General features: G+C 63.6%; 16 protein-coding genes. 10 read left to right on the top strand and 6 right to left on the bottom strand.

The window, feature by feature from the left end:
* The first annotated feature begins 128 nt into the window (after positions 1-128).
* Complete coding sequence (locus H351_RS17260; protein WP_081051195.1) at positions 129-566, top strand: PPOX class F420-dependent oxidoreductase; 438 nt, start codon at positions 129-131, stop codon at positions 564-566.
* Between the two features lie 7 nt (positions 567-573).
* Here the strand turns inward: H351_RS17260 and H351_RS17265 are convergent, their stop codons facing one another.
* From H351_RS17265 to H351_RS17280, 4 genes are read right to left on the bottom strand one after another with little or no spacing between them, the layout of a single operon-like run.
* Complete coding sequence (locus H351_RS17265; protein ID WP_020969646.1) at positions 574-1,479, bottom strand: TIGR01777 family oxidoreductase; 906 nt, start codon at positions 1,477-1,479, stop codon at positions 574-576.
* Positions 1,479-2,837 carry a metallopeptidase TldD-related protein gene (locus tag H351_RS17270; protein ID WP_029255375.1) on the bottom strand — a complete coding sequence of 453 codons (1,359 nt, stop codon included), beginning with the start codon at positions 2,835-2,837 and terminating at the stop codon, positions 1,479-1,481. The genes H351_RS17265 and H351_RS17270 overlap by 1 nt, the downstream gene beginning before the upstream one ends.
* Positions 2,834-4,354 carry a TldD/PmbA family protein gene (locus H351_RS17275; RefSeq protein WP_029255374.1) on the bottom strand — a complete coding sequence of 507 codons (1,521 nt, stop codon included), beginning with the start codon at positions 4,352-4,354 and terminating at the stop codon, positions 2,834-2,836. Before H351_RS17275 ends, H351_RS17270 begins: the two co-directional genes overlap by 4 nt.
* A gap of 30 nt (positions 4,355-4,384) precedes the next feature.
* Positions 4,385-5,152 (bottom strand): TSUP family transporter, encoded by a 768-nt coding sequence (locus H351_RS17280; protein WP_029255373.1) that lies wholly within the window; start codon positions 5,150-5,152, stop codon positions 4,385-4,387.
* 38 nt (positions 5,153-5,190) lie between these two features.
* Here H351_RS17280 and H351_RS17285 point away from each other — a divergent pair, with 38 nt between their 5' ends.
* The gene (locus H351_RS17285) at positions 5,191-6,354 is read left to right on the top strand and encodes a sensor histidine kinase (protein ID WP_019748480.1); all 1,164 of its coding nucleotides are present in this window, start codon (positions 5,191-5,193) and stop codon (positions 6,352-6,354) included.
* Positions 6,355-6,411: 57 nt separating this feature from the next.
* Positions 6,412-7,071: a response regulator gene (locus tag H351_RS17290; RefSeq protein ID WP_003945024.1), complete on the top strand. Its 660-nt coding sequence runs from the start codon at positions 6,412-6,414 to the stop codon at positions 7,069-7,071.
* A gap of 37 nt (positions 7,072-7,108) precedes the next feature.
* On the opposite strand, the gene H351_RS17295 is transcribed toward H351_RS17290, so the two are convergent.
* Positions 7,109-7,768 carry a hypothetical protein gene (locus H351_RS17295; RefSeq protein ID WP_037120359.1) on the bottom strand — a complete coding sequence of 220 codons (660 nt, stop codon included), beginning with the start codon at positions 7,766-7,768 and terminating at the stop codon, positions 7,109-7,111.
* Between the two features lie 250 nt (positions 7,769-8,018).
* Here H351_RS17295 and H351_RS17300 point away from each other — a divergent pair, with 250 nt between their 5' ends.
* The 6 genes from H351_RS17300 (at position 8,019) to H351_RS17325 (ending at position 14,750) form a co-directional block, all read left to right on the top strand.
* Positions 8,019-8,579 carry an FxsA family protein gene (locus tag H351_RS17300; RefSeq protein ID WP_003944915.1) on the top strand — a complete coding sequence of 187 codons (561 nt, stop codon included), beginning with the start codon at positions 8,019-8,021 and terminating at the stop codon, positions 8,577-8,579.
* Positions 8,580-8,591: 12 nt separating this feature from the next.
* On the top strand, positions 8,592-10,226 hold the full coding sequence (locus tag H351_RS17305; protein ID WP_029255371.1) for an amidohydrolase: 1,635 nt from the start codon (positions 8,592-8,594) through the stop codon (positions 10,224-10,226).
* 37 nt (positions 10,227-10,263) lie between these two features.
* Complete coding sequence (gene lnt / locus H351_RS17310; protein ID WP_029255370.1) at positions 10,264-11,832, top strand: apolipoprotein N-acyltransferase; 1,569 nt, start codon at positions 10,264-10,266, stop codon at positions 11,830-11,832.
* Positions 11,833-11,924: 92 nt separating this feature from the next.
* The gene (locus H351_RS17315; RefSeq protein WP_029255369.1) at positions 11,925-12,785 is read left to right on the top strand and encodes a DUF3159 domain-containing protein; all 861 of its coding nucleotides are present in this window, start codon (positions 11,925-11,927) and stop codon (positions 12,783-12,785) included.
* A gap of 136 nt (positions 12,786-12,921) precedes the next feature.
* Entirely contained in the window at positions 12,922-13,575 is a 654-nt protein-coding gene (locus tag H351_RS17320) for a hypothetical protein (protein WP_230091154.1), read from the top strand.
* Complete coding sequence (locus H351_RS17325; protein WP_029255368.1) at positions 13,572-14,750, top strand: PrsW family intramembrane metalloprotease; 1,179 nt, start codon at positions 13,572-13,574, stop codon at positions 14,748-14,750. Before H351_RS17320 ends, H351_RS17325 begins: the two co-directional genes overlap by 4 nt.
* Before the next feature lie 358 nt (positions 14,751-15,108).
* Here the strand turns inward: H351_RS17325 and H351_RS17330 are convergent, their stop codons facing one another.
* Positions 15,109-15,447, bottom strand: coding sequence for an RNA polymerase-binding protein RbpA (locus H351_RS17330; protein ID WP_019748472.1), 339 nt, complete (start codon positions 15,445-15,447; stop codon positions 15,109-15,111).
* Between the two features lie 189 nt (positions 15,448-15,636).
* Between H351_RS17330 and H351_RS17335 the strand changes: the two genes are divergently transcribed.
* Positions 15,637-15,993, top strand: coding sequence for a hypothetical protein (locus tag H351_RS17335; RefSeq protein WP_020907776.1), 357 nt, complete (start codon positions 15,637-15,639; stop codon positions 15,991-15,993).
* Positions 15,994-16,128 lie beyond the last annotated feature (135 nt).

Here is a 16,128-nt window from a genome sequence, read left to right on the forward strand (position 1 = left end):
AGTTCGACGATTTGCCTCAGAATAACTCGAGATGGAGTTTGGGGACGAAACGGCATGTTGAATGCGCACAGAAACCGGATAAAACGTGCATAAGTGGCATGCTTCAGCCGATTGCGGAAGGTCGCCGGATGGTCGCCGAGGCTCATCGGTGTCCAGTGAGCGGTTCCCGCCCCTATCCTCGAGGAGTGAACTCCGACTTCAAGCGCGTCTCCGAGGCCAAGTACGTCCTACTCACTACCTTCCGCAAGGACGGAACGCCGGTGGCGACGCCGCTCTGGGCCGCGCCGGACGGCGACAAGCTCCTGATGTGGACCGTCACCGATTCCTACAAGGTCAAGCGCATCAAGCGAAACCCCTCGGTCACAGTCGCCGCGTGTGACGCGCGGGGAAATCCGAAGGGTGAACCGGTTGCCGCCGTCGCCGAGATCCTCGACGCGCCGGGCACCGATCATGCTCGCGACGCGATCGCGCGTCGCTACGGAATCCTTGGCTGGATCACCATGAAAGGCAGTCTCCTGCGGCGTGGCAAGACCGGAACGATCGGACTTGCCATCACTGCAGCTTGACCGCGCGTCAGTTGCCGAGCAGATCGTCCAATGCTGAATCGAACCGCGGATAGGTGAAGGGGAAGCCGTTGTCCGTCAGCACTTTCGACACTGCATGACGACCCGTCAGGCCCAAGGCAGCGTCGCTGCGCAGCAGGAACGCGCCGAATCTGACCATGACAGCGGGCGTCGGCGGCGCAGGTGGCCGGTGAAGGTGCTTGCGCAGCCCGGCCATCAGTTCTGAATTGCGGACGGGATCCGGGGCAGTCGCGATGACCACCCCCGAGGCAGCCGAATCGGGTTCGAGGGCCCAACGAACGATCGACAGCCAGTCGTCGATGTGAATCCAACTTGTCCATTGTCGACCTGACGCAACGCGTCCGCCCAGACCGAGACGTACGAGCAACAGGAGTCGCTCGAGCGCCGGTGTGCCCTTCTCCAACACGACGCTGGTTCGCAGGATCACTACTCGTGACGTGTTTGCTCCCTCGACCGCTGCCTCCCAGTCCTTTGCGACGTCGGTCATCTGAGGTGGTCCGTCAGCGAGTGGGGAAGCCTCGTCGAGTCGGGTCTCTCCGGCGTCGCCGTAGATTGCGAGCGTGCTCGCCTGGATCCACACCGGAACAGGGTGCGCCAGTAGTTTCGACGCTTCGACCAGTGCGCGGGTCGGATCGACTCGGGAACTGGTGAGCAGTGCGATGTTTGCCGGGGTGGGTCGGCGATCGACCAACTCGCCGGCGAGGTTGATCACCGCGGCGCCGTCGAGTTCTCCTGCCCAGTCGCCTACCGTGACACCGTCCCACTGAACCTGCCTGTGCCTGCCGGGTTTCGGTGACCGAGTCAGGACCACGACGTCATACCCGCGGTCGGCGAGATCGTCGCTGATTCGGCGGCCGAGAGCGCCGGTACCGCCGGCGATCACGACCTTCGTCATCACTGCGCCTGGCTGACCGAGGACATGTGGAAGTCGGGAATCCGCATCGGCGGCATGGCCGTGCGGGTAAACCAGTCTTTCCACTCGCGGGGAAGCGTGATCTCGGTGCGTCCAGCCTCGGTGACCCGCCGCAGGAGATCGAGCGGACTCTCGTTGAAACGGAAGTTGTTGACGGCGCCGACGATCTCGCCGTCCTCGATCAAATACACCCCGTCACGGGTGAGTCCGGTCAACAGCAGCGTCGTCGGATCCACCTCACGGATGTACCAGAGGGTTGTGAGCAGTAGACCCTTCTCGGTACCTGCGATCATGTCCTCGATCGAGGTGGCGTCACCACCGGTCAGGATGAGATTGTCGCCGGGAACTGCGACAGGTCGACCGAACTCTCGTGCAGCGTGGCGCGGGTACGCCAGCGCATTGACGACGCCGTCTCGGACCCAGTCGACGGGTTCGATCTCCATACCGTTGTCGAACAGTGAGACGGATTCACTCGACGACGTCGTGATCACGAACGGCGCGGACTGCAAGCCCTCGGCGCCGGGGTCGGAGGTGAGTGTCAGTGGCAATCCGAGCTTCTCGCCGATCCGGGTACCACCGGTGGTGGAAAGTGCGGTGTGGCCCTCTTCGGCGCCGCGCCCCTCCATGGTCCACATCAGATAGATCATCAGGTCCGCGACAGCCGAAGGCGGAAGAATCGTCTCGTAGCGGCCGGCGGGCAGACTGACCGAATTTTCCGCCCAGTCGAGTCGAGTGGTCAACTGCGACAAAAGGTTCGGCACTGAAATGTCAGTGAAATCGACAGTTCCGGATCCGACCCAGGCGCTGGCGTCGCCGCGCTTGCCGTTGATCTCCACGGAGCCGGTGGCCTGAGCCGTTCTACGTCGCACGCCCGTCGAAGTTCCGAGCCAGGTGGTGTGCAACTGGTGGTGAGCGAAGCCGAACAACTGGTCGTCACTGTCGAAGGCCGTGGACAGGTCGGCAGCCAACTGCGCAAAGACACCGATGTCGGTCAGGGCGGCCGGCAGGTCCCAGTCGGTCTCTGCCGCCGACTGCGTGATCAGGTCGGACGCGTCGTCAGCCGGAGTGGCTGTGCGCGCAGCCTGTTCGCTTGCCTGTACGAGTGCGGAAATCTGCTCCGGATCGACACTGCTGGAACTGACAGTGCCCACCTTCGCGATGTCACCCTCGCGCACGATCGAGATCACCGTCCACGTCCGGGACAGCGAAACTCCGTTGGTGGTCATCGAATTGTTGGCCCACCGCAGCGACGCCTCACTCGCATCGGTCACGATCACCAACGATTCGTCTACCGTCCTCGCGGCCAATGCACGCTCGACGACCTGCTGCGGATCGATCACTGCTGAGCCTCCGAACGAGTATTGAGGATGTTGACTCCGCGGAACAGAGCGGACGGGCAGCCGTGGCTGACCGCCGCAACCTGACCGGGTTGCGCCTTGCCGCAGTTGAACGCGCCCTGCAGGCGCCAGGTCGACTCACCGCCAACGGCTTCCATCGAGCCCCAGAAATCCGTCGTCGTCGCCTGATACGCCACGTCACGTACCTGACCGTCGAGCTTTCCGTCACGGATCTTGAAGAACCGCTGACCGGTGAACTGGAAGTTGTAGCGCTGCATGTCGATCGACCAGGACTTGTCACCGACGACGTAGATGCCGTTCTCGACTCGCGAGATCAGGTCTGCGGTCGAGGTGTCCGTAGAAGGGTTGGGGGAGAGCGAGACGTTGGCCATTCGCTGGATGGGAACGTGATGTGCGGAGTCGGCGTACGAGCAACCGTTGGAACGCGTCAGCCCCAGCCTCGGCGCGAACACGCGGTCTAGTTGATACCCGACCAGTGTTCCCTCTGCCACCAGATCCCACCGTTGAGAGGCGACGCCGTCGTCGTCGAATCCGACGCTGGCCAGGCCGTGCTCTTCGTTACGATCGGCGGTCACGTGCATGAGTGGCGTTCCGTATTTCAGCGTTCCCAGCTTGTCCGGCGTCGCGAACGACGTACCGGCGTAGGCCGCTTCGTAGCCGATCGCCCGGTCGTATTCGGTGGCGTGTCCGATGGATTCGTGGATCGTGAGCCACAGATTGGTCGGATCGATCACGAGGTCGGTCGGACCTGCTTCGACAGTGGGCGCCTTGGTCTTCTCGGCCAGCCACTCCGGGATCTGCGCGAGCTCTTCACCCCAGTTCCATGTGCTCTCCGCCCCGAGGTACTCCCATCCGCGACCTACCGGCGGCGCCAAGGTGCGCATCGATTCGAAGCTGCCGGCCGATTTGTCGACGGCGGTAGCCTCGAATTCGGGGTGCAGACGCACCCGTTGCTGGGTGATCGACGAACCGGCCAGATCCGCGTAGAAAGTTTGCTCCTTGACCTGGAGGACACTCGCCGTGACGTGATCCACGCCGTCAGCGGCTTGAAGCCGTCCGGAGTAGTCGACCAGCAGCGCTACCTTGTCGGCCGTCGGTGTCGCGAAGGGATCTTCGAGGTACGGGGACACCCACGTCGCGTCGGCGTAGACGGGCTCGTCGGCGAGGGTGACCGGATCCCGATTGAGCGAGCGTAATGCCTTCGCAACCTCGACCGCTTGGCGTGCCAGCGCAGCCGCGACGTCAGGGGATACCTCGGCGTGCGAGGCGAATCCCCACGTGCCGTCGACGATCACACGGACGGCGACCCCGATCTCGTCTCCGTCGGACACCGCCTGAACTACGCCGTCGCGCAAGCGGATCGACTGTGTGAGCACGCGGTGGACACGAACATCGGCGTGCTGAGCGCCGGCTGTTCTCGCTGCCGACAGCGCCGCATCAGCGACAGCTCGCAGCGGGAGGGCGAGGAAATCTGCATCGACATCTCGGGTGACGGTCACGCACACGACGCTAGCCGACGACCGCCGATCTCAACCGAACTGCTGCCATCCGAGGCGAATCACCATGGCGATCACGACCACCAACAGCGTGATCCGGACGAATCCGGATCCCTTGCTCAGCGCCATCCGCGAACCGATGACCGCGCCGAGAACGTTGCACACCGCCATCGCCAAACCCAAACTCCACCAGACATGCCCGGTGACGGCGAAGTAGGCGAGCGCGCCGAAATTGGAACCGAGATTGATCACCTTCGCCATGGCCGCGCTCCGAACGAATTCGGTTCCGAGGAAGGTGGCGAAGCTGATGATGAGGAATGTGCCGGTGCCGGGTCCGAGCAGACCGTCGTAAAGCCCGATGAGTCCGGCGGAGAGCAGCAGGACGAGGACGGTCTTGCGCTGCGTCGGACGATGAGTGGCGATCGTGGTGCCCAGCGTCGGCCGCATTGTCACGAAGACGGCGACAGCGACGAGTACGACCATCACGATCGGAACGAAGTACTTCTTGTCGATCAGTGAAACGGCCGCCGCCCCGCACGCGGACGTCACCGCAGCCAAGGCGGCTGCCGGCGCCATCTGCCGCCATTCCATCGGGATTCGACGCGAGAACGTGTACACCGCAGCACTCGTCCCGGTGAATGCCGTCAGTTTGTTGGTGGCCAGTGCGGCCTGCGGGGTCAATTGCGGGGCGACCAGAAAGAGCGCGGGCAACAGAATCAATCCGCCGCCGCCGACGACGGCGTCCACCCAACCCGCCGCCGTTGCTGCCGTCATCAGCAGTCCCCAATCAGCAATATCCACGGCGGTGACTCTTTCACAGCTGTGACACTCTTGAGCACATGCGGAGGTTCAGCCTGTGGCTGCGAGGAAAGCCGATGATCGCGGACAGCGCGCTGGCGCTCGTGTTCTTCGCGCTCGAGGTAGTCACGTTCGTCAGTTCGCCGCGTGAGGAGCGGTGGCCTCAGCTCGTCGTCGGATTTCTGATCTGCCTTCCCGTCGTGTGGCGTCGCAAATATCCGCGTGTGTCCGCTGCATCCATATTGTCGATGTCGTACTTCGCGACCCTGATGATGTGGGCGACCGGGGATCCGGCTGCGGAACATCCAGGCCTGCTGGCGCTCGGAGTTTCGCTCTACACACTCGTTGCGTACGTCGATCGGCGTACCGGGGCGATATTCGCGTGCTTCCTTGCCCTGGACATGACTTTCTCGTTGCTCGTCATCCGCCAAGACGTGATCCTGACGATCATCATCGCGACGCTGCTCTATGCATTGGCCTGGATCACCGCCGAGTTCTTGAGCGCGCGACGTGCCTACGACGAGGAAGTGGCCGCCAGACTCGAAGTGGCCGAATACGAACGAGACCGCCGCGCCGAGGATGCGGTGGCGACGGAAAGAACCCGGATCGCCCGCGAACTCCACGACGTCGTCGCACACGCGGTCAGCGTGATGATCGTTCAGGCGGACGGCGCCTCGTACGCCGTCGATTCCAATCCGGCGTTGGCGAAGAAGGCGCTCGGCAACATCTCCAGCACCGGACGTGACGCGCTTGCCGAGCTTCGCCGGACCGTCTCGCTTCTGCGCACCGAGGTCAGTAGCGATTTGATGCCGCAACACGGAACGGCCGGCATCGCCAAGGTCGTCGAGATGATGCGTGCTGCCGGTCTCGGCGTGCGCCTCGAGCTGACCGGCGAGCTCGACGACGTCAGTCCATCGGTCAGCCTGGGCATTCATCGCCTCGTTCAGGAATCATTGACCAATGTCCTCCGCCACGCCGGCGCGAACCCGAAGGCCCGGGTCACCGTGCGCCGCACCGAGACCGCGGTACTGCTCGAGGTCGTCGACAACGGAACGTCGAGCTCGACCTTCGCTCACGGTTCGGGCAACGGATTGGTCGGCATGCGTGAGCGGGTGGCGGTACTGCACGGGACACTCGAGACGGGACGACGCCCCGACGGCAGTTGGCGTGTGTACGCAGAGTTGCCGCTCGAGATCCACGATTGATACCGGCTCGCCGCAATCGCATTGGCACCGACGTCTCAGGCCCGATAGGTTTACGCCGTGCCCATCACCGTGCTGCTAGTCGACGACCAGGAACTCATGCGGATGGGCCTGAACATGGTGCTCGAAGCACATGAGGACATCTCGGTCATCGGTGAGGCCGGTGACGGAGCCGCGGCGGTCGCAGCGGCGGTGGCACTGAAGCCTGACGTCGTGTTGATGGATGTGCGGATGCCGATTGTCGACGGTGTGAAAGCGACGGAGCAGATTCTTGCCTCCGGGATCGAATCCAGGGTCCTGGTCATGACGACGTTCGACCTGGACGAACACGCGCTCGGCGCCCTGCGTGCCGGAGCGAGTGGGTTTCTTCTCAAAGACACCCCGCCCGAGGACCTCGTGTCGGCTATCCGCAGCGTGGCGGCCGGTGATGCGGTTGTTTCCCCGAAGGTGACACGTCGTCTGCTGTCGAGGTTCATCGTGGACGGTCCGGCGCCGCGACGCGATCCGGTGGTTCTCGACGTCCTGACCGAACGCGAACGCGAAGTCCTCGGGCACGTGGCCACGGGACTGTCGAACATCGAGATCGCACAGCAGCTGTACCTGTCCGAATCGACGATCAAGTCGCACGTCGGACGCATTCTGACCAAACTCGATCTGCGTGATCGTGTGCAGGCGGTGGTGCTGGCCTACGAGACCGGACTGGTGACTCCGGGCGCGTAGGCCAGCCGCCTGTCAGGCAGCGAGCGTTTCGCTCTGCTCAGGCATCAAAAGCGCCCACTGTCGGCAGCACGATGCAGGTCTTCCCGTCTGCGTAATCGACATTGCCGAAGAGAGCGGCAAACACCTTGCCGTCGCCGGTGTCGACGACCTTCGAGAGCAACGGCGTATCGAGTACGGGCAACTTCTCGTCCAACGGGACGATGCCACCCTTGAAGGTGCCGACGTTGATCCAGGCAACACTCAACCCTGAGGTCTTTGGTATGCCGACGTAACCCGTGATTGCCTGGAACCGGAGATGGTCGGCCTCGACCCACGGCGGCAACGGGAAGTTCGGACCGGCCTGTGCGGAGCTGAGGGTGACGGTGACAGGTTCACCGGCCACGCCACACCCGACCGTCGGTGCGGGGTACATGAACGACTGCGGCTTGGTGACGCCGATGTCCGGGAGATCGAGGGCGGTCGTGATCTGATCAGCGCCCGCCGTGCCGATCAACTGCTGAACAGCAGCAGAGGCTTCGGGGGAGATGGCTGCGGCCTGTGCGATCAGCGCGGCAATTCCTTCGGGTACTACCGGTTCTGCGGCCGCGGTTCCCGCGCTGATCATCGCGCTGCCGGCCGTGAGTGCCACGACGGCGGCAGTGCCGGCGATGGCAGCGGGAATGCGTCGGGCGAGTGTCTTGCCGGGGAGTCGGCTCATGTCGGGCTCCTTCATTTCATGAGGCCGGGAAATGCGGCCCGAAGTGACTTGACCACGCGCATAGTCTCAACGTCAACTTGAGGTTTAGAATCGTTAGCGGAGCGTTAGTTAACGCCAGGCAAGTCGCACGTGCGCGAGAGAAAGCCCGTGTGACTCACGGCACTCGCCTGTTTTGCACCTCTGCGTCGTTGTCGGGAGAAAATCCGGCCCCTCGAGCGTTGAACGGATAGACCGTCTGAAAGGGGACGTCATGATCGCCGCCGTATTCCTCCTCTACGTGATCGTCGAGATCGCCGCATTGGTCATCGTGGGCAACGCCATCGGTGTCGCCTGGACAGTGCTGCTGTTTCTCGCCGGTTCGCTTGTCGGATTGATCCTCATGCGTTCGCAGTGGCGACGAGTCATGGACGGATTCCGCAAGGCAACGAGGGGTGAGGGATCGCCGTCACTGGCGGTCGCCGACGGCGCCTTGGTCGCGGCGGGCTCCGCGTTGATGTTCGTACCCGGACTCGTGACTTCCGTTCTGGGCCTTCTGCTTCTGATTCCGCCGACCCGGTGGGCGCTCCGCCCGCTTGCGGTGCTCCTGGCAGGCAAGCGCGCAGCAGCATTTGCCGCCGGTGGTGACGCCTTCGCCGGAACCGTCGGCTACGCGGCGCGCATGCGCGGAAACGGCGAGGTGATCGACGGCGAGATCATCGTCGAGACACCCGAAACCACCGAGTACGTAGCAAGCAACGGCAAGGAACTGGTCCTCGAGGGTGAGATTCTGGACACGGATACACCCACCCGTTCGCGGGGGCCGCAGTACTAACAGGCAGACTGGGTGCTCGTGACTACTCGTCTGCTGGTCAACGGCCGGATCTACAGTTCATTTGCACCTGACGCGACCTCGATCGCCATCACCGACGGCACCGTCGTCTGGGTCGGCGACGAGCGCGCCGGACGGGCGTTGCACCCCGCCGCGGAGATCGAAGACCTGGGCGGTGCGTTTCTCACTCCCGGGTTCGTCGACACCCACGTCCACATCACTGCATTGGGACTCAATCTCGTCGGTCTCGATCTCGTGGGCGCGACCTCACTGGACGAATGCCTCTCGCGAGTACGAACATTCGCAGCGGCAAACCCCGAAACTGCCCATCCCGACGCAGTCATCTGGGGACACGGTTGGGACGACACCGAGTGGGCAGATCAGACGCCGCCCTCAACCGCGGATCTCGACGCGGCTGCCCCTGGCCGCAAGGTGTATCTCTCGCGGATCGACGTTCACTCGGCCGCGTGCTCGAGCGCATTGCGCGACGGGATCTCCGGCCTCGCCGACACTGCCGGATACTCGGCCGACGGCCCGCTGACTTTCGACGCACACCACCTGGCGCGCAATGCGGCTCGGAACCTGCTGACCGAATCTCAGCGCGCGTCTGCGCGTACCGCGGCGCTCGATCTGTGCGCCTCCCGCGGGATCGTCGCAGTGCACGAGTGCGGGGGACCGGACATCTCGGGACTGACCGATTTCCAGGAACTACTGGCCCACGACCACGGAGTGGAGGTTCGGGGCTACTGGGGTGAGCGCGTCGACACCGAAGAGGATGCTCGTGCACTCCTCGACAAAACCGGAGCAGACGGACTCGGCGGGGATCTCTTCATCGACGGTTCGCTCGGTTCGCATACCGCGTGGCTGCTCGAACCCTATGCAGACCAACCTGATTCGACGGGCAACGCCTATCTCGACGTCGACGCGATCGCCGCACACATCCGGGCCTGCACCCTCGCGGGTGTCCAGGCTGGCTTCCATGCCATCGGTGACGGTGCCGTCTCGTCGGCAGCGGCCGCGTTCCGCAAGGTCGCCGACGAACTGGGTGGCCCCAAGGTCGCCGCGTTGGGTCACCGCCTCGAGCACGCGGAAATGATGTCGATGGCCGACGCGGAAACCTTCGCGGCCTTGGGCGTCATCGCGAGCGTCCAACCGGTGTTCGACGCACTGTGGGGCGGTACCGACGGTCTGTACGCCACGCGCCTGGGAGTCGACCGCGCAGCAGCGTTGAATCCGTTTGCACCTGCTGCTGGTAAGGGTGTCTCGCTCGCATTCAGCTCCGATGCCCCGGTCACCCCCATCGAGCCGTGGGCGATGCTGCGCGCCGCTGTCCAGCACCGCACCGACGGAAGTGGAATCTCACCGCGTGCGGCCTTCTCCGCCGCAACGCGCGGCGCCTGGCGCGCGGGCGGAGTGCGGGACGGCGCCGCGGGAACGCTCAATCCGGGTGCACCGGCCTCCTACGTGTTGTGGGAGGCAGGCGAACTCGAAGTCAGTGCACCGGCCGATTCGGTTCAGCGATGGTCTACCGATCCGCGCTCGCGAGTACCCGCTCTGCCCAGGCTGGCGGAAGATGCGCCGATTCCGGTCTGCATCAAGTCGGTGCATCGCGGACGCGTCGTCTACCAGCGCGGCTCGACGAGTGAGTGAGGCCGGCGCAGAGGCGCCCAGCAGCGATCGCTCCCGCGTGAGCGCTGTGCTCACCGGTTCGGCATGGCTACGTTCGCTGTACGCAGCCGCAGGCGGATTCTTGATCTTCGCCGGGTTCCCACCTCGTCCGCTGTGGTTTCTGGCGCCAGTCGGGATCGCTCTTCTGACGTGCGTGTTGACGAACTTCGGTCGAGGCGGATTGCGTCTTCGTGCCGGCTTCGGTTACGGGTACCTGGCCGGTCTCGGATTCCTGGTGCCGTTGCTTCCGTGGATCGGTGTGTTCGTGGGCGCGGTCCCGTGGATCGCGTTGGCCGCGGTGGAGTCGTTGTTCATCGGACTGTTCGGGTTGCTGGCGGTACTGGTGGCGAGGTTGCCTTGGGCACCTTTGTGGATTGCCGCGACCTGGACGCTTACCGAGTGGCTTCGTTCCAGCGTCCCTTTCGGCGGATTTCCTTGGGGCAGGCTCGCATTCGGTCAATCCGAAGGGTGGCTCCTCCCACTCGCGAGTATCGGCGGTGCGCCGCTGCTCAGCTTCGCGGTGGCCCTGACCGGTACCGGCTTGGCAGCAGGCGTCGTCGCTGTCGCGGCAAAACGATGGGACCGAGGATTCTTCGGAGCCGTTGCCGCCGCCATCGTGCCCGTGATCGTTGCTCTCGTGGTGTCGCCGTTTCTTGCCACCATGGATTCCGGCGACCGAACGATCACCGTCGCCGCGATCCAGGGCAGCGTTCCGCGGTTGGGCTTGGACTTCAACTCGCAACGCAAGCAGGTCCTCGACAACCACGTCACCGAAACCGTGAAACTGGCAGCCGAGGTGGACGCGGGCCGCGTCGATCAGCCTGACGTCGTGATCTGGCCGGAAAATGCCTCGGACATCGACCCACTGCGAAACGCAGATGCCGCGGCCGACATCACCCGAGCCTCCGAAGCGATCGGAGCCCCGATTCTTGTCGGCACCGTACTCGTGAATGCCGATCGTACGACCACCAATTCAGTGATCGTGTGGGACGGCGCCAATGGTCCTCAGGAACAGCACGACAAGAAGATCATCCAGCCGTTCGGTGAATACCTGCCATACCGAAGCTTCTTCCGGAACTTCTCCTCGTACGCCGATCGTGCGGGCAATTTCGTGCCCGGCGAGGGCAACGGCGTTGTCCACGCAGCGGGTGTACCGATCGGCGTCGCGACTTGTTACGAGGTTGCGTTCGACCGGGCGTTCCAGGAATCGGTGCGCAATGGTGCGCAGCTGCTGGCAGTACCGACCAACAACGCCACCTTCGGGGACACCGAGATGACGTATCAGCAGCTGGCAATGTCCCGTGTGCGGGCAGTCGAGCACGGCCGTGCCGTCGTTGTGGCCGCAACCAGTGGTGTCAGCGCCATCATCGCTCCCGACGGGGCAGTGACGTCGCAGACCGACCTGTTCGTGCCGGCGGCACTTGTGGCCAAGGTGCCGCTCTCGACCAGCTCCACCCTCGCTACCCGAGTAGGTCCGGCGCCGGAGATCGTGCTCAGCATCATCGCGGTCGGTGCGATTGCCATGGCGCTGGTAGCCCGGCGCCGAGATCGGGCCGAGCAATCACCTGAGGAGACTGCGGCAATCTGACCCGAGCAACGGATATCGGGCGGCCGATGTTCCGAGGGGCGCCTACGCGGGTACTCGCTGTGCCACCCGTTCCTGCGTAAAGGCGGCCTCCTGTGACCGAGCCAGACAAGACTGAGCCAGACAAGACTGAGCCAGACAAGGCCCAGCCTGAGAAGACCGAGCCCCAGACTGCAGTTCGCAAGACCAGTGTCGTCGACGCGGTGCTGCAGTCACCGCTCGCGGGGCTGTCACCGTGGATCCTGCTGTCCTTGCTCTCCGGGCCGGGAAGGTTCGAGGAATCCGCGGCCGCCGCGCTCGGGTTGTCGCTGCTGATCTTGGCGGCCAGTCACCGGCGCGGCGGCACGGTGAAGCTGTTGGAGGTCTTCGACGTCGTGTTCTTCGGCGTTCTGGCGGCCATCGGCCTCCTCGCGTCGGCGAACACGATTCGGTGGTTCGAACTCTGGGGAGGCGAACTGACCAACATCGCGCTGGTGGTCTTTGCCTTCGGATCGATCCTGCTCCGCAATCCTTTCACTTTGCAGTACGCGAAAGAGTCGACGCCTGAAGAGTATTGGACGACGCCACTGTTTCTGCGCATCAACTACGTCATCACCGCAGTGTGGGCGCTCGCCTTCACATGGTCGGCCGCAGTGGGCCTGTTCGGGGACGCACTGCTGCACGACGGAGACAACTTCTGGACCGGATGGATTCTGCAGTTGCTCGGAACCTTCTTCGCGATCTCCTTCACCGAGTGGTACCCCGAGTATGCGCCGAACAAGGCCGCTCAGGCTCAGGGCCTCGAAACCGAACCACCGCAGTCGATTTTCAGGCTGTTCGACTTTTTGCCGGTGTTCGTAGCCGTGACCGGCATCGCGGGGTTGGTGACCGACTCCGTATCCGTGACCGCAGGCGTCACGTTGATTCTGGTCGGCGTGTTCGGACATCTGGCGATGCGACGGTTCACCGTCGACTAGGAGCTCTCGGTGATCTCGCGCCGACGGGAACTTGGTGCACGATCGTCTCGATGACCGGCAGGTGCCGGCTGATGCACGGAATTTGTCCGTTTCTGCGATAGTCAGTGCACCTGCCGTGCAATGGAAACGAGGGAAATTGAGCGTTATTTCGAGTACTGCACACAAGCACGAGCCCATACACGGACGACGTCCACCAGCGGATCACCGCTTCCTCGGACTCGACACACGCGTCTTCCCACACGCCCTCGCGATCTTGGGGGTGTGGATGCTCTGGACCGTGATCGTGCCCGCCATCGATTCCGCTGTCTCCTCCGAAGATCCAACCGGCGCCGGAGACCGAATGGCCGTGACCGAAACGGTCTCCTTCGCCGCACCTGCGGGCTGGAATGTCGAGAGTGGTTTCCGAACCGACCAACATGGCGCGTCCGATTCGCTCCCACGTGTGACGTTGACCGGCGGCACCGTCACCGTGAGCGTCGACGCCGACACATTCAGTGGAACTGCCGACGAGCTCCTCTCCCAAACAGATGCCGTGAGTCTTGCGACGAACGGCAGTTCCGTGCTTGCGGTCTCCGGTACACGCCAGCCGATCAGCACCGACGGGGGTCTGAGCGGCGTCCAGGTCAGCTTTGACACTCCGCGGTCCGCCGGATCGGTGACCACATTCGTCACCGACGGCGAGGGAATTCGGGTACAGGTAGTCGGCCCACCCGATCAGATCGCCGCCCGCGGTCGAGAAATCACCGACATGATCGCCTCCATCGGCACACATGAGGGAGACACCAAGTGAGCAGCGATCTCCTCGAAACCCGCTCCCGCGCATTCGATACGACGGCCTGGGGCGAGAAATTTCACTTCTTCCAACCACGCAACGTCGTGTTCTGGATATACCTGTGGATGTGCGGATTCGGCCTCGTCAAAGGCTGGCAGATGTTCGCCCCCTTCGCCGGATACTTCGGGCGCGCACTCCTCGTTGCCGGCATCGTCGGCATCATCAGTGCCGCGGTCTGGACATGGTGGTTCCGGCACATCGACCGCTACGAACGCCAACCCGTAGGACTAGTGGTCACCGGCTTCATCTGGGGCGCCACCGCAGCAACGTTCACTATCGCAGTACCCGCGAACGGAGCAGTCGGCTCGCTCTACACTAAGATTTTCGGGCAGGTATGGGCTCAGGACTGGCATGCGGGCCTCTCTGCACCGTTCGTGGAGGAAACCGCCAAAGGCATCGGCATCGTCGTCCTCCTCGCGCTTGCACCGCGACTGGTGCGCACCGCAACCGACGGCCTGCTCCTCGGCGCTTTCATCGGCTTGGGATTTCAGACCAGCGAAGACTTTCTGTACTCGATTGCCGGCGCGACGCAGGGCTTCGGCGCCCACCAAACCGACGGCCTGATCGGTTCCATCGCCACCCGCACCTACTCCGACATCGTCTCTCATCCCCTCTTTACAGCCCTTTTCTGCGCCGGCGTGATCTATCTGATCGGCACCCCGGCCCAGCCCCGGCGGATCGGACGCGGATTGGCGTTGATCGTGGCACCCATCCTGATCCACGGCGTGTGGGATTCGATGCTCGCGATCGCCGGCGGCAGCAGTTCGCTCGTGTTCGTCATCATGATCGGCGACATCGTCTTCGCTTTCACTGCCTTGTGGATCGCGTTCGTCTGGGCGCACCCACGTGAGTCCCACTTCGTCCGTGACATTCTCGCCCCGGAAATCGAGTCCGGCGTCCTGACCGACGCCGAGGTGACAGCCGCCGGCGGATGGCGACAACAACGCACTTACGCGAAAGCCGCACCCACTCGCACCGAACGTCGCCAACGACGACATATCGTTCGTGCCGCGCTGGATCTGTGCAGCGACCTTGCTGTCAGCAAGGGCGACGACAGCTCCCAGGTCGTCGAATCACGCAACGAAATCACCCGCCTCCGCCAAGGAACCGCAGCACAGAATATCGCTCGGTGACCGCGAAGTAGCGGAAGTACCGTTCAGCACCGTAAGTCATTTACCCACACCCCAGTCGGCGTGAGCGGGGTACCGAAGTTTGGTGTGTCGCGGGGTGGGGGATACAGCTCACACTGGTGCACGAAGCAGTGCCGATGGTTCTTCAGCGCAAGTCCAGGATTTGCGCACTGTCGGCTCGCGAGTGCGCCTGGATGCTGAATGACGTTGTCCTGAAGTGCCTTTGAGGACCGCGAAGCATCCTGAAGTTGCCACGTCGAAGAAGGGCCGAAGTATGACGTCGACTTGTGAACGATCACTCCCCGTAGAACGAGAAAGACCGCCCGGTGTAGAACCGGACGGTCTTGATCGAAGTGCTAGTTCATGCGCCGCGACGCTTGGCCTTCAGCAAATCGAGACGCTCTTTGAGGAGCTCTTCGAGTTCCTCGACCGAGCGACGCTCGAGCAGCATGTCCCAGTGGGTGCGGGGAGGCTTGACCTTCTTGGCTTCGGGGGCAGTTCCCTCCATGAGGGCGCCTTCGAGGCCGTTGCGGCACAACCAGGTGCCGGGGATCTCGGCTTCGTCCGCGAACGGGATGTCGAAGATCTCGCCGTTCTCGCACTTGTACTTGGCCATACGACGGGGCGCGAGGTCATGGTCACGGTCGGTCTCGTAGCTCACAGCTCCGAGACGGCTACCTCGAAGTACGCGATCTGCCATGGTGGTGTCCTCTCTTCGTTCGTCACCGCTGGTGGGCGCCCTGACTTGGGGAGTAGACGCTCACACTCATCTACAACGCCACGAGCACCCGATTGGTTCCCGTGTGGCGAGAAGACGCAACCTCTCCATCTTACCGGGTACCGCGCGCGTTCATCGAAGGCGTCCGAATCTCGAGTACAGTGTCGACTCATGGCTGAGAGCACACGCGTCGGATCACCGCAGACTGCGCGTTCCGGAAACCCGTGTGTGTGGTGCGGCCGCGAGGTCGCGGTGACGGGAGTGGGTCGTCGTCGCCGGTACTGCAGCCAGTCTTGTCGCCAGCGCGCGTACGAGCAGCGCAATGCCGTCAAGGGCACGACGATCCCGGCTGACGCCGTCATCTTGACCGCCGTCGAGGCCGTCGAACTGGTGGATCGGATGTTCGAGGTTCGCTGCGCCGCCGAAGATGTGGCGACTGCTGTTGCCGAGGGAGCCGAAAGTTCGGAACTCGCACAGTTGTGTGAACGGTTGACCGAACTTGCCCGTGAAGCCGAACGTTTCCGGTGAAGCAGGTGTGGGCAACCGGTTTCTAGCCTTGCGTTGAGCACCGCAGCACTGCGGTGCGCCTGACGCCTGACGACGACAAATTCTGATCCTGAGTTCGGACCTTCGGGGAGGTTCGGACTTCGAAGCGACCCTTCG

It is taken from the genome of Rhodococcus erythropolis R138, assembly GCF_000696675.2.
Classification (GTDB): domain Bacteria; phylum Actinomycetota; class Actinomycetes; order Mycobacteriales; family Mycobacteriaceae; genus Rhodococcus_F; species Rhodococcus_F erythropolis.

Bases quoted from the DNA above. Each gene is read 5' to 3' on its own strand.
- H351_RS17330 (WP_019748472.1), bottom strand. From the start codon at position 15,447: ATGGCAGATCGCGTACTTCGAGGTAGCCGTCTCGGAGCTGTGAGCTAC.
- H351_RS17300 (WP_003944915.1), top strand. From the start codon at position 8,019: ATGATCGCCGCCGTATTCCTCCTCTACGTGATCGTCGAGATCGCCGCA.
- H351_RS17285 (WP_019748480.1), top strand. From the start codon at position 5,191: ATGCGGAGGTTCAGCCTGTGGCTGCGAGGAAAGCCGATGATCGCGGAC.
- H351_RS17335 (WP_020907776.1), top strand. From the start codon at position 15,637: ATGGCTGAGAGCACACGCGTCGGATCACCGCAGACTGCGCGTTCCGGA.
- H351_RS17295 (WP_037120359.1), bottom strand. From the start codon at position 7,768: ATGAGCCGACTCCCCGGCAAGACACTCGCCCGACGCATTCCCGCTGCC.
- H351_RS17265 (WP_020969646.1), bottom strand. From the start codon at position 1,479: ATGACGAAGGTCGTGATCGCCGGCGGTACCGGCGCTCTCGGCCGCCGA.
- H351_RS17260 (WP_081051195.1), top strand. From the start codon at position 129: ATGGTCGCCGAGGCTCATCGGTGTCCAGTGAGCGGTTCCCGCCCCTAT.